Here is a 23,532-nt window from a genome sequence, read left to right as displayed (position 1 = left end):
GGCGCCGGTGTCAGAGGCCTGCCCTACAGTTCCCGTCACTTGATCACTGCGGGTGCGGGGAGGCACGTATGGGGTGGGTGTCGGCCGGCGGCTACGAGGTCGCCCTCGACGACGGAAAGGTGGTGTGCCGCAACGCGGCCGGACGGCGGCTGAAGTCCGTACCGCCGAAGATCGCCGACGATCCGGCGGTGGTGGGACTGCGTCAGCTCGCCGAGTGGCTGGAGCGGCACGAGCGGCAGTGCCTGGCCGATGTGGAGCGGTGGATGGTGCGCTCGCTGCCGGTGCCGTTCGCGGTCCTGGCACGGGTGTGGCCGGATCCGGCCTGGCAGGCCGCTCTGCGCGACATGGTGGTCACGGGGGCGGACGGGGAGGTGGCCGGGTTCCTGCGGGACGCCGATCCCGAGCGCGGCCTCGGTGTGGTCGACCTCGACGGCGACACCGTCCGTCTCACCCCCGGCCTGGTCCGCCTGCCGCACCCGGTGCTGCTGGAGGAGCTGGAGGAGTTGCGCGAGTTCGCCGTCGAGCTGGGCGTCGAGCAGCGTGCCCAACAGCTCTTCCGGGAGGTGTGGCGCAGGCCCGCGGCGACGGACGCCGAGGCGACTTCCGTCGAGGACTACGCGGGCGGCACCTTCAAGGAGCTGAGGTTCCTGCACGGGCGGGCCGCCCAGCTGGGCTACCGCGTGCGCGGCGGCCACGCGGTGTGCTCCGTGCTGGAGGGCGGCCGCGGTGTCGAGGCCCGGGTGTGGATCGGCGACTACGACGGCTACGAGGAGACGGAGACCGGCTCCCTGGTCTTCACCGACCCGGCCGGCCGGGTGCTGAGGCTGGGTCAGGTCGGGCCGGTGGCCTGGTCGGAGGGCATGCGTATGGCGGCCGCGCTGTACGCCGGGCGCGACATCGAGGACGAGGAGCGTGCGGCATGACGGCGTACGACGGCACCGCATACGGCGCATACGAAGGCGCCATCTACGACGAGGCCACCTGCGCCGCGCTGCTGGAGGCCGGCGCCGTGCTGCCGGTGGGCACCACGGACCGGGAGGACGCCGACGTCCTCACCGTCCGCGCCTACACCCATCCCGCGCTGGACGAGCGCAGGATCGTGAGGCTGGTGCCGGGCACGCTCGGCGAGGCCGAGGATCTCGCCCTGGACTTCCTCGGGCTGGTCCGGGAACCGGAGACCCCCGAGGTCGGGCAGGTGCGCAGGGAGACCCTGGGTTTCCCCGCGTGGGCACTGGTCAACGACCCGGCGAACGGCCACCACGCACTGGCGCTGGTCAGGGACGTCGAGCGGCTCGCCCGGCAGGCCAAGTCCCGCCCCGGTGCGGCGAAGGAGGGCTTCGAGGAGCTCGGCGAGCGGCTCGGCCGGGCCGTGCCGCACTTCCTGCCCACCTTCTACGAGCAGGCCGCCCGCGTCTTCCTCCGGCACGAGAACACCACCTACGCGGCGGCCTTCTTCGGCAAGGCCCGCGAGGCGGAGCGGGTGCACGCGCTGCCCGTGGACGAGGAGCGGCAGCGGGCGGTGTTTCTGGAGTTCGCCTTCGCCGGGGCTCTGACGGTCAAGGCGCTCAAGGAGCATGTGAAGGCCCTCGCGGCGCGGCTGACCCCGGCCGAGGCGTGGACGCAGTTCCGGCAGCTGACCGTGGAGCGCTGCGCGGCGGGCATGCCGCCGTACGCCTCCCTGCCGCAGGACGCGCGCCGTCTGATCAGGGCGGCGGGGCTGGACCAGGTCGCCGAGGAGTGCGCTCTGGTGGGGGATCTGCTCGCGTCGCCCGCGGCGGTACGGGCCCCCGCGTCCTTCTGGAACGCCTACCGGGCCACGCTGGCCACCCTGGCCGGGCAGCGGCCCGCCGTACGGGGCCGGCTGCTGGAGATCATGCCGGCCGGGCTGGGCCGCTCCGCCGAGGACGACGAGTTCTGGCTGACGCTGCTCGCCGAGGCCGGCGCCGACCGGCTGCTGACGGGCGAGGCCGGGGCGGACGGAGCGGAGGCCGACGCGGGCGGGGGCGACGCGGACGAGGCCGGCACGGGCGGGGTCGACACGGCGGACTGGCTCAGCCGCTGGGCGCTGCACCGCAAGCGCGGCTCGTCCGTCGGCGGCCGCTCACCGGCCACCCTCGCCCTCGTGGAGCGCATGGCACCGCGCCTGCGAGCCCAGGGCCGCCCCGTGGACCTCTTCACGGGCCGCTGGAACGCCGCCGCCGACCTCGACCTGCTGGACCTGTGCGTGGCGCGGGGCGTACCGCTGACGCTGCCGGAGGCCCGCAAGGGCGTCCTCCTCCCGGTCGACCGGTGGCTGCGGGACACCCGGACCGGGCGGCGGGACCTGACGGCCGTCGCGGCCGACCCGCGCTGCCGGCGCCTGCTGTACCACTCCGTGGGGAATCTGAGCGGCCACCGCCTCGGCGGCGGGCTGATGGAGGAGCTGGCCGGGCACCCCGTACTCGCCGACGTGCTGCGCGAGTGGCTGGACGACGCGGCCGGGGAACTGGCCGCCGCGGCCGGCCTGCCCGCCGCACGCGCGGCACTGGAACGGCTGCGCCCGTTCCAGGCGGTCGCCACCCGAGTCGGCCCGCGGGCCGTCGCCGGGGCCGCCGCGTTCGACGCCGCACCGCTGCTGGGCCGCACCCTGCGCGCCGGCATTCTGGACGAACTGGGCTGGCCCGCCCTGGAGGAGGCGCTGCGGCGCCTGGACGAGCAGACACGGACCGGGCGCGACCGCGACGACACGCTCACCGTCCACGAGGCCTGGCCGGCGCTGATCCTCTCCCGCCGGCACAAGGCGATCGTCGTGGGCCCCGAGGACATCCTGCTGGAGCACGATCTGCGGCTTCCGGTGGAGCCCGACCGCTGGAGCCGCCCGTCGTTCCGCTACACCGACGGCGAACTGCTGGTGATATGGCGGCAGGACGGCAAGCAGCACGGCTACTGGTCGGCCCGCCCCACCGAGGTGTTCCCGCTCGGCGGCGAGAGGCTCCCGCACTGGTACGACGACGACACGGGCGAGACCTCCATCCCCCTGCCGGGCGGCGGCCGCGCCACCGGCGGGCGCGCCCTGCACGCCGGCGACACGGTCCTGCCGCCCGGCCGCCCCGTACTGGGGGACGGCACCTCCCACTGGCGCCAGGGGCGGCAGGGACGGCAGCAGGTGTGGCTCGAGTACGACCCGGTCACCGGCACCCACGGGCGCGCCTCGCTGCCCGCGTTCCTGCGGTCCGGCATCAGCGAGGGCGCCACCCTGCTCCAGGGGCACTGCGCGGTGCTGCCCCTCCAGCCCGGTCTGGAGCACAGCCCGCTGGGCACCGACGGCACGGTCCTGGGCCGCTGGGTGCGCACCGAGGGCGAGGGCGACCGGGCCCGCACCACCGCCGGTACGCCGGACGGCCGGACCGTCACCCTGCCGGCGGCGGGCGGCCGGACGCCGGGCGTTCCGCTCGGCGCGCTGCGGCTGCCCGGCGGCGCCGAGCCCGTCCTGGTCGCCCAGTACCGTCACATAGCCCTGTACGCCGGCGGTGACAACGGCGGCGTGTGGGAGTCGGGCCGGGTGACGCCGCTGGAGCGGGGCGGCGAGTCCGCCGCCGGCACGCGGCTGGTCCCGCCGGTCGACTTCTGGCACGCGCTGCGGCCCCGCGACGAAGGCTCCTCGGCGGTCCTGCGGGCGCTGAGCGACGAGCAGGCCGGTGAGCTGCTGCGCGCCGGTGCCCGGGCGCTGGCGGAGCGGGAGGCGAAGATCAAGGCGGCGTTCAGGGCGGCGGCCGTACCGGTGAAGGCGGCCGGCGGCCGGCGGGCCGGGCCGCGGAGCACCGCGGGGACCGGTGCGGGGGCCGGTGCGGGCGAACCCGCCGGTCCGACCTCCGACGAGGTGCTGCGGAAGGTCGTCTCCCGCCTTCTGCCCTCCCTCACCGAGCCCCGCCTGCTCGCCGGCGTCGCCGGCCACGTACACGCGGCGCTGCGCCTGGCGGGGGCCGTCGCCGCCTTCGTGTCGCCCCCGGCGGAGCCGACCGGGGCGGAGCGCAGACGCGCCGAGGGCTTGTTCGCCGACTACAGCCCCGAGGACGGCGACGACCAAACGCTGCGCGAGGCGGTCATGGGTCTCGTCACGCTGTACGGCTGGTGGGGCGGCGGGCAGTCCTGGAGCGCGCTGCGCCAGATACGCACCGTGAACCGCGTCCTGTCCGGCGAGCCCGCCGACGGCAGGCCCCTGCCCGAGTCCGCCCGGCTCGCCGGGTCCGCCGGCGGGTGGCGCAGTGAGGACCTCACCGTCCCGGGCGACGGCGTGGTGTGGCTGCCCGTGCTGGACATGCTGCGTCCGCTCGCCTACCGCGCCGCCTCCCCGGCCCTGCCCGAGGCGCACCGCCGGGCGCTGCTGCTGCTGTTCGAGGCGGTCGCGGAGGGACCGATGGCCGCACCCGGGGGTGCGCTGCGCGAGATCGTGCTGAGCGAACCGCATAACGGGCAGAGGCGCACCGGCCAGGTGCTGCGCCGGGACGGCCGCACCGTCGTCATCCTGCGCTGCCAGGGCGTCGACCACCACCGCGACGGGCATATCAGCTGGCTGGCGCTGGAGTACGACCCGGCCGGTTCGTTCGGCGCGGTCGCGCACTTCGCGCTGAGGGAGGAGAGCGCTCACCCACCGGTCTTCCCCGCGGAAGCGCTGACCGCGGTGACCGGGCTGATCCGGGACAAGGGTCCCGCGCCCTGGCGGCCGGAGGCGCCCGCCGCCCTGGCCACAGCGACACGGGGCGGCGTGGGCCCCGTGCAGGCGGCTCTGCTGCTGGCCGGGAAGCCGTCGCTGCTCACCGGCGAGGCGGCCGCCGTCACCGCGCTGAAGCCGCGGCACAAGAAGCTCGGCGACGCGCTGCTGGAGTCGCTGGAGCCCGGCGATCTGACGGCGCTCGCCGGCGCGCTGCTGCCGAAGGACCCCGGCGACCTGTGGACGTCCGGGCCGGACACGGACGCGGCGGGCCGGGTGTGGGCCGAGCGCCTGACCGGGTTCGTCCGCCTGCCCGAGGACACAGCCGAGGAGTTCCTCCTTTCGGGCCTGCCCGCCGATTCCGCCGAGGAGGTGCTCAACCCGCACCGCACCCCCTGGATCAGCCGCACCACTGTGCAGCGGCCCGACAGGGACGGCAATCTGGTGGCGGAGGATCCCGCGGCGCTGCCCGGACGGTACGACCTGGCACACGCCGTGACCGCCCTGGCCGGTCTCTCCTACCAACTGCCGTACGGGCACCCGCTGCGCGCCGCCCTGCCGGAGGGGCTGGCCGCGCTGCGCCGCCGCGTCGCGGACCCGGGTCTGCTGCTGGACCTGGGCCTGTCGTGGGCGCAGAAGGGCTCGCCGTCCGCCGTCGAGCTGCGCAAGGCGTACGGGCTGCCCGCCACCGGCGGCGCGGGCGCGCGCGGCCTGACGGATGCGGGCGAGGCGCTGGTGCTGTGCCCCGGGTACGGCGGCCAGGAAGCCGTCCTGCTCCGCCCGGGCGGCCTCACCGGCGCGGACGACCCCGTGTTCGGGCTGCTCGAGGGGATCGTCGGACCGGAGCGGAGCGGGGGCCTGCGGGCGCTGCGGACCCTCCTCGGCGACGGGCTCGCCCGCGCCCTCTCGGCCGGAGCCGGTTCCGGGGAGCCCGCCGGGTACGCCCAGGACCCGGTCGGCACCGTGCCCGGACTGGTCGCCGAGGCCGCCGAGACTCACGGCCTGGGCCGGGACGCGGCGGCGCTCTACCTGCAACTGCTGGCCCTGCCCGATCCGACGGACCGCAACATCGCCCGCTGGACGGGCTGGAAGCCCGCCCGTATGAAGAAGGCCCGCGCCGAACTGGCGGCCACGAACCTGGTCGTCGAGGCGAAGCGGGCGCGCGCCGGGCGCACCCTCTTCCTGCCCTGCGGCTGGCTCGACCTGAAGTCGCCCGCGCTGCCGGTGGAGATCTGGAAGCAGGGCCTGTACCCGGTCCCCGACCGCTCCCGCGCGGTGCCCCTGGTGCCGGTGCCCGAACTGTTCGAGCGCGCGTGGGACCGCGTCCGCGGCGGTGACGCCCCGGCCTACGAGGAACTCACCACCCGCGCCACCCGCGCCGGCCGCAAGGGCCGCCGATGACCACCGCCCGCCCCCACCCGGAAGAAACAACGCCCATGACCACCACTCTCCCTTCCGCACCGGCCCGCCAGATCGTCCCGCCCGAGGAGCGGTACGCGACCGAGCTGGCCTTCCTCGCCGCGTACGACGGCGGACCGCGACCGCCCGCGTGGCGGCTCACCCCGCGCGCGGTCGTCACGTTCGTGATGGGCAGCGGGGGCGCCGCCCTGAAGCTGCCCGACGGCGCCGAGGCCCCCGAGGGGGTGCCGCGCCGCCTGGTGGTCGAGGGCAAGTTCGTCGGCGACCGCGCCCTGGTCGAGCGGTGCGTGGTGACCCTGGCCGGGGAACGCGGTCTGCTGCTCGTCGGCGAGCCCGGCACCGCCAAGTCGATGCTGTCGGAGCTGCTGGCCGCCGCCGTGTGCGGCACCAGCGGCCTGACCGTGCAGGGCACGGCCGGCACCACCGAGGACCAGCTCAGGTACGGCTGGAACTACGCGCTGCTGCTGGCGCAGGGGCCCAGCCGACAGGCGCTCGTGCCCTCCCCGGTGCTGACCGCCATGTCCCGGGGCGCCGTCGCCCGTGTCGAGGAGGTCACCCGCTGTCTGCCCGAGGTGCAGGACTCGCTGGTGTCGCTGCTCTCGGAGCGGCGGATCGCCGTCCCCGAACTGGCCGGTACCGAGGACGCCCTGGCGCACGCGGCGCCCGGTTTCACCCTCATCGCCACCGCCAACCTCCGCGACAAGGGCGTCTCCGAGATGTCCGCGGCCCTCAAGCGCCGCTTCAACTTCGAGACGGTCGGCCCCATCGGGGACCTGGAGGCGGAGACCGCGCTGGTGCGCGGCCAGGCGCGGGCGTCCGTGGAGCGGGCCGGGGCGCCGTTCCGGGTCGACGACGCCGTGCTGGAGGCCCTGGTCACCGCGTTCCGGGACCTGCGCGAGGGCCGCTCCGCGGAGGGCTGGGAGGTGGAGCGGCCGTCGACGGTGATGAGCACCGCGGAGGCGGTGTCCGTGGCCGGGGCGCTGGCTCTGGCGGCGGCGTACTTCCCCGGCGACCGGGACGTGCTCTCCCTGCTGCCGGGCCATCTGCTCGGCGTGGTCCGCAAGGACGACCCCGCCGACGCCGCCCGGCTGCGCGGCTACTGGGACGGCCCGGTGCGCCGCCGCGCCGAGCAGGGGTCCGCCACCTGGCGCACCCTGTGGGACCTGCGCACCGTTCTGGAGGGCTGACGGCCGTGTCACTCTCCCACGGGGCCGCCCCCGTCTCCCCCACCGCGGAAGGCTCTCCCCTCCCCGACACCCCTGCCGCGCCGGCCCCGCCCGGCGAGGTGCTCGCCGCCCTCACCGGCCCGTCCGCGCCCTACCTCGTCGGCGTACGGCACCACGCGCCCTCCCTGGCCGCCGCCGTGCCCGCGCTGCTGGACGCGGCGGAGCCGGAGGTGCTGCTGGTCGAACTGCCCGCCGAGATGCAGCGGTGGCTGCCCTGGCTGGGGCACGAGGAGACACGTGCCCCGGTGGCACTGGCCGCCGTCCCCGCGGACGGGAGCGGCGGCGGGGGGCCGGCGTTCTACCCGTTCGCCGACTTCTCGCCCGAGCTGGCCGCCGTGCGCTGGGCCACCCGGCGCGGTGTCGAGGTGATCGCCTGCGACCTGCCGCTCGCCGACCCCGCGTGGGCCTGGGGACGGCGGGCCGGGGAAGGGCGAACCGGCGGGCCCCGTCTCGCCGCCGCCCTGCGGGCCCGGCTGACGGGCCGCGCGGGGGACGACCTGTGGGACCGGCTCGTCGAGGCGACCGCTCCCGGCTCCCCGCCCGAGGCCCTGCGCCGGGCCGCCCTGCTCACCGGGTGGGCGCTGCGCGAGGACGCGGCCGCCTCGGGCGGCGTACCGGAGCTGGACCTGCGCCGCGAGCGCTGGATGCGGGCCCGGCTGGCCGAGGCCACCGCACACGGTCAGCGGGCCGCCGTGGTGGTCGGCGCGTTCCACGCCCCGGCGCTCGTGGGGCAGGAGGCCGGGCAGAAGCACGGCGGGGAGGCCGGCGTCGGGGAGGCCGGCGTCGGGGAGGCCGGGACGGCCGCCGGCGCGGGGCTGCCCGCCTGGACCACCTCCCTGATCCCCTACACCTACGCCCTCCTCGACGAGCGGTCCGGCTACCCGGCGGGCATCCGGGATCCTCAGTGGCAGGACATGGTCCTGCACGCGGCGGGTGACCCGGCCGCGCTGACCGAGGCCCTGACGCGGGCGGCCGTGCGCGTCTGCGGCGAGCTGCGGAGCCTGGGGCATCCCTCGGGCCCCGCCGACGCGCGGGAGATAACCCGGCTCGCCTCGGACCTCGCCCGGCTGCGCGGTCTGCCCGCGGCGGGCCGCGGGGAGCTGGTCGAGGCCGTGCAGGCGGTGCTCGCGCAGGGCGAGCCGTACGGGCGGGGGCGGGCCGTGGCGCGGGCGATGGAGCGGGTGCTCGTCGGCACGCGCGGCGGGCGCCCCGCCCCGCGGGCGCCGCGCAGCGGCCTGGCCCCCGCGGTCGAGGCCGAGGTGGCGCGGCTGGGCCTGCCCGGCCCCTCCTCCGGCGGCCCCGGCCCCTCGCGGAACCTGCGGCTGGACCCGCTGCGCTCCGATCTCGACCGCCGCCGTGAACTGCTGCTGCGACGGCTGGCGGTGTGCGGGGTGCCCTATGGGGAGGCCGGGCAGGTCGTCGGCACGGGCGGCGCCGAGGCCCTCACCTCCCGCTGGGAGGTGCGCTGGACGCCCGCCACGGAGGCCATGCTGACCGCGGCCGGCGCACGCGGGGTCACCCCCGCGCAGGCCGCCGAGGGCGTGCTGCGCGAACGGCGGCGCCTGGAGCGCGAGGAGGGCGGGCCGACGGCCGCGCAGGCCCTCGAAGGGCTCCGGCAGGCGGCTCAGTGCGGTCTGGCCGGGCTCGCGGACGAGCGGCTCGGCGAGGTCGCCGACGTCCTGCCACGGACCGGCACCCTGCCGGAACTCCTGGCCGGACTGGCCCTGCTGGACCGGCTGCGGGCCGGCCATGTCCCGGGGCTCGGCACCGAGAGCGGCCGTGAGGCCCGGGCGGCGGCCGCCGCGGAGCCGCTCACGGCGGCGGCGGTGCGGCAGGTGGACGGCCTGACCGGGTCCGAGGACCCGGCCGACGCCCGCGCCCTGCTCGAACTCTCTTCCCGGGCCGACCTGTTGGGCGGCATCCGGCTGTCCGGCGCCCTGGCCCGCCTGTCCGCCGACGGTTCCCACCTGATGCGCGGCGCCGCCGCGGCCGTGCGCGTCCTGCTCGGGCACGAGGACGCGCGGGCCCTCGGCGACCGCGTGGCCTCCTGGGTCGACGGGGCCGCCGACCCCGGCTCCCGCACCGCGCTCACCGCCCGGCTCGGCGGGCTGCTGACCGCCGCGGGCCCGCTGCTGGAGGCGGCGCCGCCCGCCCTGGAGCCCCTGCTCGACCGGGTGACCGAGCTGCCCGACCGGGACTTCCTGGACCGGCTCCCCGCGCTGCGCGGCGGCTTCGACACCCTCAGCCCCGCGGCCCGCGACCGCCTCCTCGCGGCCGTCGAGGAGCGCCTGGGCACCACGCGTGTCGCGGACACCGGCGGCGTCGATCCGGCCGCCCTCGCCGCCTGGGCCGAGGCGGACCTCACGGCCCGCGAGACGCTGCGCTCGTGGGGACTGCCGCCCGGGCCGGACGGGGCCCCGGCGAAGGACGCCCGGGAGGACGCCGCCCTCGGGCCCGCGCCGGGAGCCCCGGCGGCCGGCGGAGCCGCCCCGCCCGCCGCGCCCTCCGTGCCCCCGGCCGGGGACCGCCTCCTCGCCCCAGCCGACCGCTGGCGTCTGCTGCTGGGCCGCCGCACCGACCGGCTGCCGCCCTCCGCCGCGCCGCTGGCGACCGCGCTGGACGAGCTGTACGGCAGCGGTCGCGGTGAGGGCAGCCGGGGCGAGCTCGCCGGCCCGGCGGGAGGCGGCGGGCGGGAGGCCCCGTATCCCGGGGTGCGGGAGTGGTCCGAGGAACTGGCCGCGCTGTTCGGGCCGGGCATCCGGGAGGAGGTGCTGGCGGCGGCCGCCGAGGCGGGCCGCCGGGACGTCCTGGCGGAGCTGGACGCGGACGCCGTGCGGCCCTCGGTGGACCTGCTGCGTACCGTGCTGCGACACGCGGGCGGGCTGCCCGAGGCCCGGCTGGCCGCACTGCGCCCGCTGGTGCGGCGGCTGGTCGGGGAGCTGACCCGGCAACTGGCCACCCGCCTGCGGCCCGCACTGCACGGCGCGTCCCTGCCGCGTCCGGGCAGACGCCCCGGCGGCGGCCTGGACCTGCCCCGCACACTGCGGGCCAACCTGGCCACGGCCCGCCGCGGCCCGGACGGCACGGTGCGGGTGATCCCCGAGCGTCCGGTCTTCCGCGCCCGGGGACGCCGGGCGGCCGACTGGCGGCTGGTCCTGGTCACGGATGTGTCGGGGTCCATGGAGGCGTCCACGGTGTGGGCCGCGCTGACCGCCTCGGTACTGGCCGGGGTGCCGGCGCTCTCCACCCACTTCCTGGCCTTCTCCACCGAGGTCGTCGACCTCACCGGGCACGTGGACGACCCGCTGTCGCTGCTGCTGGAGGTCAGCGTGGGCGGTGGCACCCATATCGCCGCGGGGCTTCGGCACGCGCGCGAGCTGGTCACCGTGCCCTCGCGCACCCTCGTCGTGGTCGTCAGCGACTTCGAGGAGGGCTATCCGCTCGGCGGCCTGCTCGCCGAGGTCCGCGCGCTGGTCTCGGCCGGCTGCCACGTCCTGGGCTGCGCGAGCCTGGACGACACGGGCCGGCCCCGCTACTCCACGTCGGTCGCCGGTCAGCTCGTCGCCGCGGGCATGCCCGTCGCCGCCCTCAGTCCGCTCGAACTCGCCCGCTGGGTAGGGGAGAAGATCGCATGAGCCAGGACCTGCCCCCGGTCGCCCCGTCCGTCACCGCCGAGCTCGTCGCGGCGCTCACGCCCCGGCTCCGCAAGCGGCTGGACGCGGGCGTCGCCAAGCTCGCCGCGCGGCCGGCCGCCCGTGAGGGCGACACCGTGCGGATCGCCGTCGACGACGAGACCGACGTCGTCCTGCACGCACCCGGCGGGACGGTGACCGGCGTGGACGCGATCCGCTGCGGATGCCTGCTGGCCCCCGGCTGCCTCCACCGCGCGGCGGCGGCCTCGGCCGCGCCGGTCGCCGACGAGACCCCGGCCCCGGAGCCCGCCGCGGCCGGGGAACCCGCCGGGGCGGCCGAGGCCCCGGCGTCGCGGGGGGAGGCAGGAGCGCAGGAGGGTGCGAAACCGGCGGATCACACGGGAGGGGCCGTGGCCGGGCCCGGGCCCGGGTTCGAGGCCGCCACCGCCGGGCAACGCGCCGCCGCCCGGGCGGTGTTCGACGCGGCCGCCGCCGTCCTGGAGGCCGGAGCGGACGGCGCCGGCGCGGTGCTCCAGGCGGAGCTCCTGCGCGCCGCGCACACCGCCCGGCTCGCCGGCCTCCCCCGGGCCGGTGCCGCGGCGGTCTCCGTGGTCACCGGGGTGCGCGCGGCCCGTTCCGCCGACCCCGGACACCGCCTCGCCGATCTCGCCGGCTCGCTGGCCGACACCCTGGGCACCGCCCACCGCCTCCCGCACGCCACCGGTCCGGAGCTGGCCAAACTGCGCGGCAGAGCCCGGCAGCCGTACCGCCCGGACGGCTCCCTGCGCCTGTACGGGCTCTTCTGCGAGCCCGTCCTCACCGCTACCGGCTACGCGGGCGCGGTCACCTGGACCGCCGACGCGGACGGGCGCCTGTACACGGTGTCGGACGTGGCTCCGGGCGGGCCCGCCCGGGCGACCGGCGCCGCCGACCGGGCCGTGCGGATCGGCGACACCGCCCTGACCCACCGTGAACTGTCGCGTGCGGGTCTGGCCGTGTCCGGCGCCACCGTCTCCCCGACGGGCCGTCTGGGTGCGGGGGCGGGGGTGCGGGCGGTCCGCGCGCCCGGCGCCGCCTGGCGTGCGGAACCGCTGGACCGGCTGTGGGCCGTGCCCGCCGCCGAGCAGGTGGCCCGGGCGCTGGACGGCGGGCAGGACCTGCTGTTCCTCGAAGTGGCCGTCACGGGCACGGTGCGGGAGGCGGCGGGCGACTGCCTGCTGGCCGACTGCGCGGGTCTCACTCTGCGGCTGGCCGCCGCCCACGACGATCCCGCGCTCCCCTGCCGTGACAACCTCCGCCTGCTCGCCGCCGCCGGGGCCGGCAGGCGGCGGATCGTCGCCCGACTGGTGCCCGGACCGTCCCCCCGTGCCCTGCTGCTCGCCACCGAGCACCCCTGCGATCCCGGCGCCCGGGTGGATCTCGGCCTGGACCGCCTCCAGCGCGCGGACCTGCCCGCCGGGGCGGTCGCGCCGCAGGCCGCGAACGCACCCGCCGGGGACCGCGACGCCGCCGCCCCGCTGCACCTGCTGCGTCGCCGTGTCCACCAGGCGGTCTCCGGGGGCCGCCGTGTCCTCGCCCTCGCCGGAGGCGAGTCGGGCGACGGCGCCCGGCTGCGCCGCCTCGGCCTCGTCACGGGGGCCGGTCTCCTGGACGGCCTCCACGCCGCCGCCGCGGACCGCTCCCGCGACGCCTTCGGCCGCCTGCTCCCGGCCGACACCGGCCGCTTCGCCCGGGCCTGGCTGGCCGCCGCGGTCTATCTCGACACGGTGGAGCGGGCGCTGTGCGCGAATGCGTGGGAGACCGCCGCGGCCGGTGTGTCCTCCCCGGGCCCCGCCCGCTCCGCGGCGGCGGGGCCGTGAGCCCGGGCCCGGCCGGGGCGTCGAGGTGCCGCGGCGGGCCCGGGACGCTCCGGACTCGGCCCGCCGACGGCCCCGTCAGCGGCCCCGTCAGCGGCGTCGGCGGGCGTTGAGCCGGGCGGCCCGGCGCAGCAGGTGGTCGCGCTCGGCGAGGCTGGGGGCCTTCCCGGCCGCCTCGGCGTACAGCCGTGCCGCCGTCGCCGTGTCGCCGTCGCGCTCGTGGAGGTACGCCGCCACCGCGGCGTGGCGGGGCAGGGAGTCGTCCAGCGCGGCGAGCGCCGCCAGGCCGGCGCGCGGTCCGTCGGCCTCGCCGACGGCCACCGCGCGGTTGAGTTCGGCGACCGGGCTGCCGGTCAGGCGCACGAGTTCGTCGTACCACTGGACGATCTGCACCCAATCGGTCTCCTCGACGGTGGGCGCGTCGGCGTGGAGCGCCGCGATGGCGGCCTGGGCCTGGAACTCGCCCAGCCGGTCGCGGACGAGGGCCGCCTGCAGGATGTCCACACCCTCGGCGATCAGTTCGGTGTCCCACCGGCCGCGGTCCTGCTCGGCGAGCGGCACGAGGCTGCCGTCGGGCGCGGTCCGGGCGGTGCGCCGGGCGTGGTGGAGCAGCATGAGGGCGAGCAGCCCGGCCGCCTCCGGGTGGTCGACGGCGGCCGCGAGCTGCCGGGTGAGCCGGATGGCCTCGGCCGCGAGGTCGACGTCGCCGGAATACCCCTCGTTGAAGACCAGGTAGAGGACGCGCAGCACGGTGGCCACGTCGCCGGGCCGGTCCAGGCGTACACCGGCCACGGTGCGCTTGGCCCGGCTGATCCTCTGCGCCACGGTCGCCTCGGGCACCAGGTAGGCCCGGGCGATCTGTCGGGTGGTCAGTCCCCCGACGGCGCGCAGTGTGAGCGCGACCGCGGACGACGGTGTGAGCGACGGGTGGGCGCACAGGAAATAGAGCCGGAGGGTGTCGTCCACCGCGGGCGCCGGCCCGGGTTCCGGTTCCCGCCCGGTCCGTTCCTCGCGCCGGTGGCGGGCGGCGTCCGCGCGGGTCGCGTCGAGGAACTTGCGCCAGGCCACGGTGACCAGCCAGCCCTTCGGGTCCCGCGGCCGGTCGGCCGGCCAGACGCGGAGTGCCTCCAGAAGCGCTTCCTGTACGGCGTCCTCGGCCGCCGCGAAATCGGCTCCGCGGCGGCCGAGGATCGCGAGGACGCCCGGTACGAGACTGCGCAGCAGTGCCTCGTCCACCTGGGGGGTCATTCCGTGATGGTGGAATGTGCGGTCAGGAACGGGCGCACCTCGAGCCACTCGTGGATGGGCTTCCCGCCCGCTCCGGGGGCGGCCGACAGTTCCCCGGCCAGTTCGACGGCGCGCTCGTGGCTGTCGACGTCGATCACCATCCAGCCGGCGATGAGGTCCTTGGTCTCGGCGAAGGGGCCGTCGGTGACCGGCGGGCGTCCCTCGCCGTCGTACCGGACGAAGGTCCCCTCGGGTGCGAGCGCCTGGCTGTCCACGAACTCGCCGGTCTTCTCGAGCCGGGCCGCGAAGTCCTGCATGTACCGCACGTGGGCCGAGATCTCCTCCGGCGTCCACCGGTCCATGGGCACGTCGTTGACCGGGGCGGGGGCGCCGCGGTAGTGCTTGAGCAGCAGGTACTTGGCCATCGTGTCTCTCCTCGGTGCCGGTGCGGCCCATTGTGGCCGCGCTCACCCCGGGGACGGAGCCGGCCGCGGGTTCTCGACATCACCGCGCGGGGTTTTTCGACCCGTGCGGACGAACCCGGACGAGCCGTCCCACCGCACCCGGGCCCCGGCCCCGTGGCGGGCCGTCCGCGCCGGTATGCCGGCGCGGACGGCCTCCTCGGCCGCCGCGACCGTGGCCGGGGCTGCGGTTGTGACTACCGGTCGCCTCCTTCGGCGTGTTCGGGGGCCCGGCGGCCGGGAGCCGCCGCGTCCGGCGCCGCGGGGGCCGCGAGCCCCTCCCCGCGGCGCCGGAACGCCTGGGCGCCGAGCGCCAGGAGCAGGACCACCACCCCGTACAGGGCGTGCTGCGGGGACTCGACGAGGCTGATGGCGATCACCACGAGCAGCACCAGGTTGAGCCCCGAGCGGATCGTCAGACCGCGCACCCGCAGATACGAGATGATGCTGAGGACGTACAGCAGCATGAAGATCGCGCTCGCGGTGGCCGTGGTGTCGACGACCAGGGACGGCTCGAACCCCAGCAGCACGGTGGTCGCCGAGAACAGCACGGCCGGCAGCGCCAGCGAACGCCTCCTGGACCTCCGGCCGCCGGAGGTGACGAGCGCGGCCGGCAGCATGCCGTTGTCGGCCGCGTCGTACGTCAGCCGGGAGACCCCCCAGACCCAGGCGATCGCGTTGAGCAGCATGGCGCAGCACGCGATGAAGGTGACCGCCCACAGCATGGCCTCGCCGTAGCCGACCGCTTCGACGAGCTGGAGCAGCCCGACCACCTGGTCGACTTCGTCGCGGGGGACGGTCACCGCGATGGCCACGGTGAGCAGGATGGTGAACACGCCGTAGACGGTGAGGGCGATGGAGCTGACCGGCAGGAAGTCGCGCTCGGGGTCGCGGAACTCCCGGGCGAGGAAGGTCAGGTTCTCGAAACCCGCGAACGCCCAGAAGGCGAGGAGCACACCGGGCAGCACGACGCCCAGGCCCTCGGTGCTCGGCACCACCGTGTGCAGACCGTCCCGCGCGGAAGGAGCGGCGGACAGCAGGAGCACGGTGGCGACCAGCACCAGTCCCCAGGTGGCCGCCGTCTGGACCCGAGTGCTCGCGCGCACCCCGGCCAGGTTGATCAGGAGTGCCGCGACCAGGACCGCCACGGCGATGACGATGGTGGTGACACGTTCCATGCCGAAGGTCTGGGCGACGTAGCGCCCGGCGACGAACGCCCCGGAGGGCAGGCCGACGACGACCAGGGCGATGAACATCACCGGCACACAGCGGGCGAACACATCGCCCAGCCCCAGCCGGATGAAGGCCTCGATGCCGCGGCCGTCGGGGTTGGCGCGCACCATGTCGTCGAACATCAGGAGCATCGGCAGGCAGAGCAGGGTCGACAGCGCCCACACCAGCAGACTGTTGTGGCCCGCGCGGCCGTAGACCGCCGACGGCAGGAACAGGATGCCGGAGCCGGCGATGGATCCGATGGCCAGGGGGACGGCCTGCCGGCGCGTCAGCCCGCGGGGGGCGGTGTCGTGGGTCGTGCCGGTCACCGGGCTTCTCCCCGCTCCCGGTCCGCCGCCCGCCGCAGGGCTCTTGTTCCGCTGCCGAGGACCGCGCCGGGTTTGTGTCTCCGGGCCCTCCCGACCGTGGCGGCCGCGTTGTGCCCGTTGGCCGCGTTGGCCGCGTTGGCCGCGTCGCCGTCGTCCGTCCGGCCGGCCTCGGGCGAGGTCAGGGCTTCGGGCGTCCGGTCCCGCGGGGCGTTCGACCGCCGTAAGGACCCCCGGACGCCGGCCACGGCGCGGAACGCGCCCGTGCGGCTGCTCGGCGCGGGGCGCAGCGCGTCGGTGTGTCCGGCGGCTCCTTCTGCGGCTCCTTCTGCGGCGGCTTCCCTCACGGGAGATGAGTGCGTGGTCAAGACGTGTCTCCTGGTGAACGGGCGGCAGATCGTGGTCGGCGTGCACGGCCCGAGCACCGGCACGCACGTGCGGGAGGCGGCCGCCGGAAGTACTCAGGGCCGGCGCACCGCCGGGGCGGCATGATACGGATCGGTCGTGCTTTCGGTGGGCGAACCGAGAGATCGGGGCCACCGCGCCGGATCCGGTTCGCCCGGAGCGGCGGCGATCTCGGCACGGCCCGCGGCCGGCCCGCGGCCGGAAGGGCTCTTCCTCACCGGACGGACGGCCGGGCGGCCACCGGCAAGGCTCTGGCCAGCGGAAAACGTCTGGAACTGATCGACCTGCTCGCCCAGGGGGAACGCACCGTCGACGCGCTCGCCAAGGCGGCCGGGCTGAATCTGACCACCGCGTCCGCGCATCTCCAGACCCTCAAGCAGGCCGGTCTGGTCTCAACCCGGCGCGAGGGGGTGCGCGTCCACTACCGGCTCGCCGGTGAGGACGTGGCCCGTCTGTTCGCGCTGCTGCGCGAGGTCGCCCAGGCGCACCAGGCCGCCGTCGAACCGGCCCGCGCCGCCTACCTCGGACCGGAGGCGGGCCGGGAGGTCACCCGGGAGGAGCTCCTGGCCCGGGTCGAGTCCGGCGATGTCGTCGTGCTGGATGTGCGCCCCGCGCAGGAGTACGCGGCCGGGCACTCCTGACCGCCGTACCCGGCGGCGTCCGGTGCCGCCCGGTGAGCGCCCGGTGCGCGCCCGCTACCGCCGGATGAGGCCGAGTTCGGTGGCGGTGGCGACGGCGGCGGTGCGTGACTCGACGCCGAGCTTGGCGTAGACGCGGGCCAGATGGGACTTGACGGTCCCCTCGGTGAGGTGGAGCCGGGCGCCGACGGCCTGGTTGGACAGGCCCTCGGCGACCAGGGCCAGCACCTCGGTCTCCCGCCGGGTCAGAGCGGTGCCGGGGGTGCGCAGCCGGTTCATCAGCCGGTCCGCGACGGCCGGGGCCAGCGCGGTGCGGCCCGCGGCGGCGGTGCGTACGGCGGCGGCCAGGTCCTCCGGAGGTGCGTCCTTGAGGAGGTAGCCGGTGGCGCCGGACTCGATGGCGGGGAGGGTGTCGGCGTCGGTGTCGTAGGTGGTGACGATCACCACCCGGGGCGCCGACGGACGGGCGGTGATCGCGGCGGTGGCCTCGGCCCCGTTCATCCCCCCGCCGAACTGGAGGTCCATGAGGACGACGTCGATGTCGCCCCCGGCGGCGCGGGCGACGGCGGTCTCGGCGGTGGCGGCCTCGGCCACCACCTCGATGCCGGGTTCGGTCTCCAGTACGGCGCGCAGCCCCGCCCGTACCACGGGGTGGTCGTCGGCCAGGAGCAGGCGGATGGCGGCGGGATCGGTCACGGGCGTGCCTCGGGTGCGGGATCGGGTACGGGATCGGGGTCGAGGCCGGACGGGAGTCCGGGGCCGGGCCCGGACGCGGTGCCGCCAGGCCGGCCCAGGGGCAGCCGGGCGGTCAGGACGGTGCCGCGGCCGGGGGCGGAGTCGACGGTGAGCTCCCCGCCGAGGGCGTGTGCGCGGGCGCGCATGGCGGCCAGCCCGAACCCGCCGGTCTCCGGGTCGGGTGCGGGCAGGCGGGCGGGGTCGAAGCCGCGTCCGTCGTCGGCGATCTCCACGGTGACATGGTCGCCGAGGAGGCCGAGGGTGACCTCGGCGGTGGCGGCCCCGGCGTGGCGGACGGTGTTGGACAGCGCCGACTGGGCGATCCGCAGCAGCGCGACCTCGTGCGCGGTCGGCAGCGGTACGAGGTCGCCGGTGACGCGGAGACGTACGGCGATCCGGTGGTGGGCACCGGTGGCGGCGCACAGGCGTTCCAGGGCTCCGGCCAGGGTGGTGCCCTCCAGGGCGGGCGGGGCGAGGGCGGCGACGAAGCGGCGGGCCTCGGCGAGGTTGTCGACGGCGCTCCGGCGGGCCTGGTCGACATGGCGGGCGGCGGTCTCCGGCGCGTCGGGCAGGGCCCGCTCCGCGGCCCGCAGCAGCAGCTGGATGCTGGTCAGGCCCTGGGCGAGGGTGTCGTGGATCTCGCGGGCCAGGCGTTCGCGCTCGGCCAGCACACCGGCGGTGTGCTGGGCCGCGGCCAGATCGGCACGGGTGGCGGTGAGCTCCTCGATCAGGTGCCTGCGCCGCTCGCTCTCCCGGTACAGGGCCTGGTACCCCCACGCCACCGCCACCGCCACGGCCGCGCCCAGGGACGGCCCGATCGCCATCGCCGCGCCGAAGGAGCCCTGGTGGGCCGCGTAGCCGCCGGTGGCGGCCGCCGCGGTGGCCGCCACGGCGACCAGGCCGGCGCGGCGGGGCAGCAGATGGAGCTGGAGGAAGTACAGCGGGAACGCCACCCACACCCCGTCCGCGGAGAGGGCCAGCAGCACCAGCCAGGCGGCGTCCACGGCGGCCAGCCACAGCGCGGCGGCCCGCCGCGAGCGGCCCACCCGGGGCAGCAGCGGGCCGGCCGCGTACACCAGGCCGCACACCACCGCCGCGGCGACGACCCACCCGGCGTGCGGGCGGCCGTCGGCCACGGCCCGCCCGGCTGCGAGCGCGAGCAGCCCGACGACCAGCAGATGCAGGCACCAGGTCAGTGCCCGGGTGGTGGGGGTCGGGGCGGGGACGGCGGTGTTCACAGTCCTTCCATCCTAGGGAGGCGGCCCCCGGCCGGGCCTCTGTCGAAAGTTGGAACCGGCACACCGTCTTTCGGTCCGCCGATTGCCGCCCTGGGCCAGATGCCGGCCCCGGGGGCGGCGGCCGAGGGTGGGGGCACACCGTTTTCCCCGGGTTTTCCCCGGGCTTCCCCCTGGTGTCATCCGAAAGGGCCGGCCGCACCGTGTTCGTAGCGTGGAGAGATCTGAAGTTCGCCAAGGGGCGCTTCGCCCTGATGGGCGCCGTCATCGTGCTGATCACCCTGCTGGTCGGACTGCTGTCCGGCCTGACCGCCGGTCTGGGCCGGCAGAACGTCTCCGCGATCACCTCCCTGCCCGCCGACGCGATCGCCTTCGCGGCGCCGGACGGGGGCGGGGAGCTGTCGTACGCGGACTCCACCGTCACCGAGCGGCAGTGGCGGCGGTGGGCCCAAGCGCCCGGCGTGAGCGGCGCCGAGCCGCTGGGCATCACCACCACGAAGGCGGCCACCGGCGGCAGGAGCGCCGGGGTGTCCGTCTTCGGCGTCCGGCCCGGCTCCGCGCTCGTTCCCGGCGGCGGGCTCGGCAGCGGGCTCGACGGTGACGCGGCGGTCCTGTCCGCCACCGCAGCGCACGATCTCGGCCTCGCGGTGGGCGACGCGTTCACCCTCGCCGGGCGGCGGGTGACCGTCGCCGCCGTGAGCGGTGACGCCTTCTTCAGCCACACCCCGGTCGTCTGGACCGGCCTGGGGTTCTGGCGGGAGATCACGCCTCCCACGGGCAAAGCCGACGGACCGGCGGCCACCGTCATCGCCCTGAACACCACCTCCGCCGCCGATGTCGGAGCCGCCGACCGGGCGGCGGGCACCAGGACGGTCGCCCGGGACGACTCCCTGTCCGCGATCGGCTCCTACGCCTCCGAGAACGGCTCCCTGCAGCTGATGCGCGGCTTTCTGTTCGTGATCTCCGCCCTGGTCGTCGGCGCCTTCTTCACCGTGTGGACCATCCAGCGCAGCGGTGACATCGCCGTGCTGAAGGCCCTGGGCGCCTCCACCGCCACCCTGCTGGGGGACGCGCTCGGCCAGGCCGTCGTCCTGCTGGCCGGCGGCACCCTGATCGGCACCGGCGCGGCCGCGGCCGTCGGTTCCCTCGTCTCCGGCATGGACGTTCCCTTCCTGCTCACGCCCGCCACCGTCCTCGTCCCGGCCGCCGTGATGACCGCGCTCGGGGCGCTCGGGGCCGCCCTGTCCATCCGCCGCATCACCTCCGTCGACCCGCTGACCGCCCTGGGGAGCGCCCGATGAGCCTGCACCTGACCGACGTCACCCTGACCTACCCCGACGGCGACTCCCGCCTGACCGCCCTCGACGGGGTCACCCTGGAGGTGCCGGGGGGCAGCATCACCGCGGTCGTCGGCCCCTCGGGCTCGGGCAAGTCCAGCCTGCTCGCGGTCGCCGCCACCCTCGTCACCCCCGACCGCGGCACCGTCGCCGTCGACGGCACCACGACCACCGGCATGACCCGCGCCGACCTCGCCGGGCTCCGCCGCCAAAAGATCGGCATCGTCTTCCAGCAGCCCAACCTGCTGCCCTCCCTCACCGCCGCCGAACAGCTCCAGGTCATGGCGCGGATCGACGGACGGCCCCCGGCCAAGGCCCGCGCCCGGGCCTTGGAGCTGCTCGACGCCGTCGGCCTGGCCGACCGGGCCGGCCGGCGCCCCCATCAGCTCTCCGGCGGCCAGCGCCAGCGCGTCAACATCGCCCGCGCCCTGATGAACGACCCCACCGTGCTCCTGGTCGACGAGCCCACCAGCGCCCTGGACCACGAACGCGGCGCCGCCGTCGTCGATCTGATCACCCGTCTCACCCACCGGCAGGCCACCGCGACCGTCCTGGTCACCCACGACCGCGCCCACCTCACCGCGGTCGACCGGGTCGCCGAGATGCACGACGGGCGTCTTCGCCTGCCCTCCGCGGCCCGGTGGGCCGCGCGTTCCCCCGGCCGTCGCAGGGGCGGGAGGCAGGACGGCCTCGCGGATCCGGCGGGTTAGCGTGGCGGCCATGGTGGACTGGAATACTCGGCAGGCGTCGGCGGCGGACGCCGCGGACGCGGCCGAGCTGCGCGCCCTGGTGCTGCGGGACGACCTGGAGCGGCTCGGACGGTACGACGAACAGCGGGTGCGGCAGCGGCTGCGGGACGGCTTCGACCCGGCGCACACCTGGGTGATCGAGGTGGGCGGCGCGTTCGCCGGCTGCGTGGCGCTGCGCCGGGCCGGGGACGCCCACTGGCTGGAGCACTTCTACCTGGCCCCGCACCTGCAGGGCAGGGGAATCGGTTCGGGTGTGCTGCGCGGACTGCTGGAGCGGTGCGACCGCGATGGCGTCCTCGTCCGGCTGAACGTGCTGCGGGGCAGTCCGGCCCGGCGGCTCTACGAGCGGCACGGGTTCACCCTCGAGACCGAGGACCCGGTGGATGTGTTCATGGTGCGCGAGCCGGCCTGAGAGCCCGCCGCGACGATTCCGCGGTGCGGCCCGGCCGGGGCGGCGGGTCGTGTGCGGCCCGGGGGCGATGACCCGGCGGGTAATCGCCCCCGGCGCGTCCGGCTGCCAGGATCGTCCGCGTACGAAAGGCCCGGCCGACCGGAAGGACACCATGCCCGCCTACGTCATAGCCCACCTGCGGGAAGCGGCCCCGCACCCGGAGATCGCCGAGTACATCGAACGCATCCCCGCCACCTTCGAGCCCTACGGCGGCCGCTTCCTCGTGCACGGCACCCGGCACGAGGTGAAGGAGGGGAGCTGGCCCGGACACGTCGTGATGATCGGCTTCCCCGGGATCGCCGAGGCGCGGGCCTGGTGGGACTCGTCGGCCTACCGGGAGATCGCACCGCTGCGCTCCCGGCACATCGCCGGCGACATCATCCTGGTCGAGGGCGTCGCCGAGGGGTACGACCCGGCCGCCACCGCACAGGCGATGCGGGAGGCCCTGCCCGCCGGGTGAGCCGGGTGGGCCAGGGGCAGGGGCGGCCGGGAACCGGTCAGGATTCGAGAAGCGCGGGCCGCGGGCCGTGCCTAACCTGATCACCATGGACATCACCATTCACACCGTCTTCCTCCCCCACGACGACCCGGACGCGTCCCTGGCCTTCTACCGCGACACCCTCGGCTTCGAGGTCCGCACCGACGTCGGAGAGGGCAGGATGCGCTGGATCACCGTCGGTCCCGCCGGCCAGGCCGGCACCTCCATCCTCCTGGCGCCGCCGGCCGCCGACCCCGGGATCACCGAGGACGAGCGCCGCACCATCACCGAGATGATGGCCAAGGGCACCTACGGCTGGATCCAGCTGGCCACACCGGACCTCGACGGCACCTTCGAGAAGGTGCGGGCCGGGGGCGCCGAGGTCGTGCAGGAGCCGGTCGAGCAGCCGTACGGCGTCCGCGACTGCGCCTTCCGGGACCCCGCGGGCAACCTGGTCCGCGTCCAGGAACTGCGCTGAGCCGCCGGACCGCCGACGGGAACCGACGGAAAGGAGTTCCGCCATGTGCCGCCCCGCCTGGAGACACGCGCTCGTCCGGGCGCAGCGCCTGAGCGAGTTCACGCGGCTGCGCCGCGTCCGCGACAGGATCGACCGGGAGCACGCGCGGCCGCCGGACGTCGAGTCACTCGCCCGTGACGCGGACATGTCCGTCGCACATCTCGGCCGCTGGTTCCGGCTGGCCTACGGCAGGTCACCGCATGCGTACCTGACGGCACGGCGGGCCGAGCGGGCCGAGGCGCTGCTGCGGCACGACGGGCCCGTCGTGCCGGAAACGGTGCCGGAGGCGCCCGGCGCCGTGGGATGGTGGACGTGTGACGCTGGAGGACCTCGTCCGGCTGCGCCGGGCCCGTGACCTGATGGACCGCGACTACGCGGAGCCGCTCGACGTCCCCGCGCTGGCGCGCGTCGCCCTCATGTCGCCGGGCCATTTCTCCCGCAGCTTCCGCGCCGCCTTCGGGGAGACGCCGTACAGCTATCTGATGACGCGCCGGATCGAGCGGGCCAAGGCGCTGCTGCGGCGCGGCGACCTGTCGGTGACGGAGGTCTGCTTCGCGGTCGGCTGCACGTCGCTGGGGTCGTTCAGTTCGCGGTTCACCGAGCTGGTCGGCGAGAGCCCGAGCGCGTACCGGGCCCGTCGGCACGACGAGGGCGCCGCCGTCCCGGCCTGTATCGCGAAGGTCCACACGCGGCCGGTCAGGAACAAAGAAGCGAAACCCGCTTGCCCTCCGTAGCGTGAAACCCATGGACATCGAACTGTCACAGTGCTTCGTCGCCGTCACCGTCGCCGTCGACGACCACGGCGGGGCGCTCGCCTTCCACCCGGATGTCCTCGGCCCGGAGGTGCGCGACCGCGCCCTCCGCGGCCCCGCGGGCGGCATGCCGCGTCTCGTCCGGCCCCGCGCACGGTGAGCTCCGGCCCCGCACCGGCGAACGAG

The 23,532-nt window shown here is 76.4% G+C and carries 20 protein-coding genes; 15 read left to right on the top strand and 5 right to left on the bottom strand.

Annotated elements, in window-relative coordinates; genetic code table 11:
• Window positions 1–68: 68 nt before the first annotated feature.
• Genes CUT83_RS06615 through CUT83_RS06595 form a run of 5 tightly spaced genes read left to right on the top strand, consistent with a single transcriptional unit; the run spans window position 69 to window position 12,826 of the window.
• Window positions 69–923, top strand: a complete 855-nt coding sequence (locus CUT83_RS06615) for a DUF4132 domain-containing protein (RefSeq protein ID WP_101254938.1) — start codon at window positions 69–71, stop codon at window positions 921–923.
• The gene (locus tag CUT83_RS06610) at window positions 920–6,091 is read left to right on the top strand and encodes a hypothetical protein (protein ID WP_101254937.1); all 5,172 of its coding nucleotides are present in this window, start codon (window positions 920–922) and stop codon (window positions 6,089–6,091) included. Before CUT83_RS06615 ends, CUT83_RS06610 begins: the two co-directional genes overlap by 4 nt.
• 35 nt (window positions 6,092–6,126) lie before the next feature.
• Window positions 6,127–7,296: an ATP-binding protein gene (locus CUT83_RS06605; RefSeq protein ID WP_093851764.1), complete on the top strand. Its 1,170-nt coding sequence runs from the start codon at window positions 6,127–6,129 to the stop codon at window positions 7,294–7,296.
• Between the two features lie 5 nt (window positions 7,297–7,301).
• Entirely contained in the window at window positions 7,302–10,970 is a 3,669-nt protein-coding gene (locus CUT83_RS06600) for a DUF5682 family protein (protein ID WP_101254936.1), read from the top strand.
• On the top strand, window positions 10,967–12,826 hold the full coding sequence (locus tag CUT83_RS06595; RefSeq protein ID WP_101254935.1) for a hypothetical protein: 1,860 nt from the start codon (window positions 10,967–10,969) through the stop codon (window positions 12,824–12,826). Before CUT83_RS06600 ends, CUT83_RS06595 begins: the two co-directional genes overlap by 4 nt.
• An 87-nt stretch (window positions 12,827–12,913) precedes the next feature.
• On the opposite strand, the gene CUT83_RS06590 is transcribed toward CUT83_RS06595, so the two are convergent.
• The 3 genes from CUT83_RS06590 to CUT83_RS06580 form a co-directional block, all read right to left on the bottom strand.
• A complete protein-coding gene (locus CUT83_RS06590; protein WP_101254934.1) occupies window positions 12,914–14,059 on the bottom strand; it encodes an RNA polymerase sigma factor in 1,146 nt (381 codons plus the stop codon).
• Window positions 14,060–14,067: 8 nt separating this feature from the next.
• Window positions 14,068–14,475 carry a YciI family protein gene (locus CUT83_RS06585; RefSeq protein ID WP_101254933.1) on the bottom strand — a complete coding sequence of 136 codons (408 nt, stop codon included), beginning with the start codon at window positions 14,473–14,475 and terminating at the stop codon, window positions 14,068–14,070.
• Window positions 14,476–14,708: 233 nt separating this feature from the next.
• Window positions 14,709–16,052 carry an APC family permease gene (locus CUT83_RS06580; RefSeq protein WP_101254932.1) on the bottom strand — a complete coding sequence of 448 codons (1,344 nt, stop codon included), beginning with the start codon at window positions 16,050–16,052 and terminating at the stop codon, window positions 14,709–14,711.
• Window positions 16,053–16,409: 357 nt separating this feature from the next.
• On the opposite strand from CUT83_RS06580, the gene CUT83_RS31350 reads away from it, so the two are divergent.
• Together CUT83_RS31350 and CUT83_RS06570 are read left to right on the top strand one after the other, a co-directional pair.
• Complete coding sequence (locus CUT83_RS31350) at window positions 16,410–16,541, top strand: hypothetical protein (protein WP_277622929.1); 132 nt, start codon at window positions 16,410–16,412, stop codon at window positions 16,539–16,541.
• Window positions 16,538–17,095 carry an ArsR/SmtB family transcription factor gene (locus CUT83_RS06570; RefSeq protein WP_240957639.1) on the top strand — a complete coding sequence of 186 codons (558 nt, stop codon included), beginning with the start codon at window positions 16,538–16,540 and terminating at the stop codon, window positions 17,093–17,095. The genes CUT83_RS31350 and CUT83_RS06570 overlap by 4 nt, the downstream gene beginning before the upstream one ends.
• Window positions 17,096–17,149: 54 nt before the next feature.
• Here the strand turns inward: CUT83_RS06570 and CUT83_RS06565 are convergent, their stop codons facing one another.
• Together CUT83_RS06565 and CUT83_RS06560 are read right to left on the bottom strand one after the other, a co-directional pair.
• The gene (locus tag CUT83_RS06565) at window positions 17,150–17,788 is read right to left on the bottom strand and encodes a response regulator (protein WP_101254930.1); all 639 of its coding nucleotides are present in this window, start codon (window positions 17,786–17,788) and stop codon (window positions 17,150–17,152) included.
• Window positions 17,785–19,065, bottom strand: coding sequence for a sensor histidine kinase (locus tag CUT83_RS06560; RefSeq protein WP_101254929.1), 1,281 nt, complete (start codon window positions 19,063–19,065; stop codon window positions 17,785–17,787). Before CUT83_RS06560 ends, CUT83_RS06565 begins: the two co-directional genes overlap by 4 nt.
• A gap of 200 nt (window positions 19,066–19,265) precedes the next feature.
• Between CUT83_RS06560 and CUT83_RS06555 the strand changes: the two genes are divergently transcribed.
• From CUT83_RS06555 to CUT83_RS30040, 8 genes are all read left to right on the top strand, one after another.
• Window positions 19,266–20,363: an ABC transporter permease gene (locus CUT83_RS06555; protein ID WP_101254928.1), complete on the top strand. Its 1,098-nt coding sequence runs from the start codon at window positions 19,266–19,268 to the stop codon at window positions 20,361–20,363.
• Window positions 20,360–21,109 (top strand): ABC transporter ATP-binding protein, encoded by a 750-nt coding sequence (locus CUT83_RS06550; RefSeq protein WP_101254927.1) that lies wholly within the window; start codon window positions 20,360–20,362, stop codon window positions 21,107–21,109. Before CUT83_RS06555 ends, CUT83_RS06550 begins: the two co-directional genes overlap by 4 nt.
• A gap of 10 nt (window positions 21,110–21,119) precedes the next feature.
• A complete protein-coding gene (locus CUT83_RS06545; protein WP_101254963.1) occupies window positions 21,120–21,560 on the top strand; it encodes a GNAT family N-acetyltransferase in 441 nt (146 codons plus the stop codon).
• Between the two features lie 151 nt (window positions 21,561–21,711).
• Entirely contained in the window at window positions 21,712–22,059 is a 348-nt protein-coding gene (locus CUT83_RS06540; protein ID WP_101254926.1) for a DUF1330 domain-containing protein, read from the top strand.
• 85 nt (window positions 22,060–22,144) lie between these two features.
• The gene (locus CUT83_RS06535) at window positions 22,145–22,555 is read left to right on the top strand and encodes a VOC family protein (RefSeq protein ID WP_101254962.1); all 411 of its coding nucleotides are present in this window, start codon (window positions 22,145–22,147) and stop codon (window positions 22,553–22,555) included.
• Between the two features lie 43 nt (window positions 22,556–22,598).
• On the top strand, window positions 22,599–22,949 hold the full coding sequence (locus CUT83_RS06530) for a helix-turn-helix domain-containing protein (RefSeq protein ID WP_107490854.1): 351 nt from the start codon (window positions 22,599–22,601) through the stop codon (window positions 22,947–22,949).
• A complete protein-coding gene (locus CUT83_RS06525) occupies window positions 22,909–23,328 on the top strand; it encodes a helix-turn-helix domain-containing protein (protein ID WP_101254925.1) in 420 nt (139 codons plus the stop codon). The genes CUT83_RS06530 and CUT83_RS06525 overlap by 41 nt, the downstream gene beginning before the upstream one ends.
• Before the next feature lie 10 nt (window positions 23,329–23,338).
• Complete coding sequence (locus CUT83_RS30040; protein ID WP_158238974.1) at window positions 23,339–23,506, top strand: hypothetical protein; 168 nt, start codon at window positions 23,339–23,341, stop codon at window positions 23,504–23,506.
• Window positions 23,507–23,532 lie beyond the last annotated feature (26 nt).

It is taken from the genome of Streptomyces barkulensis (assembly GCF_002843305.1).
GTDB lineage: Bacteria > Actinomycetota > Actinomycetes > Streptomycetales > Streptomycetaceae > Streptomyces > Streptomyces barkulensis.
Note: the sequence above shows the minus strand (reverse complement) of the source record. Positions and strands in the feature narration are given on the sequence as shown.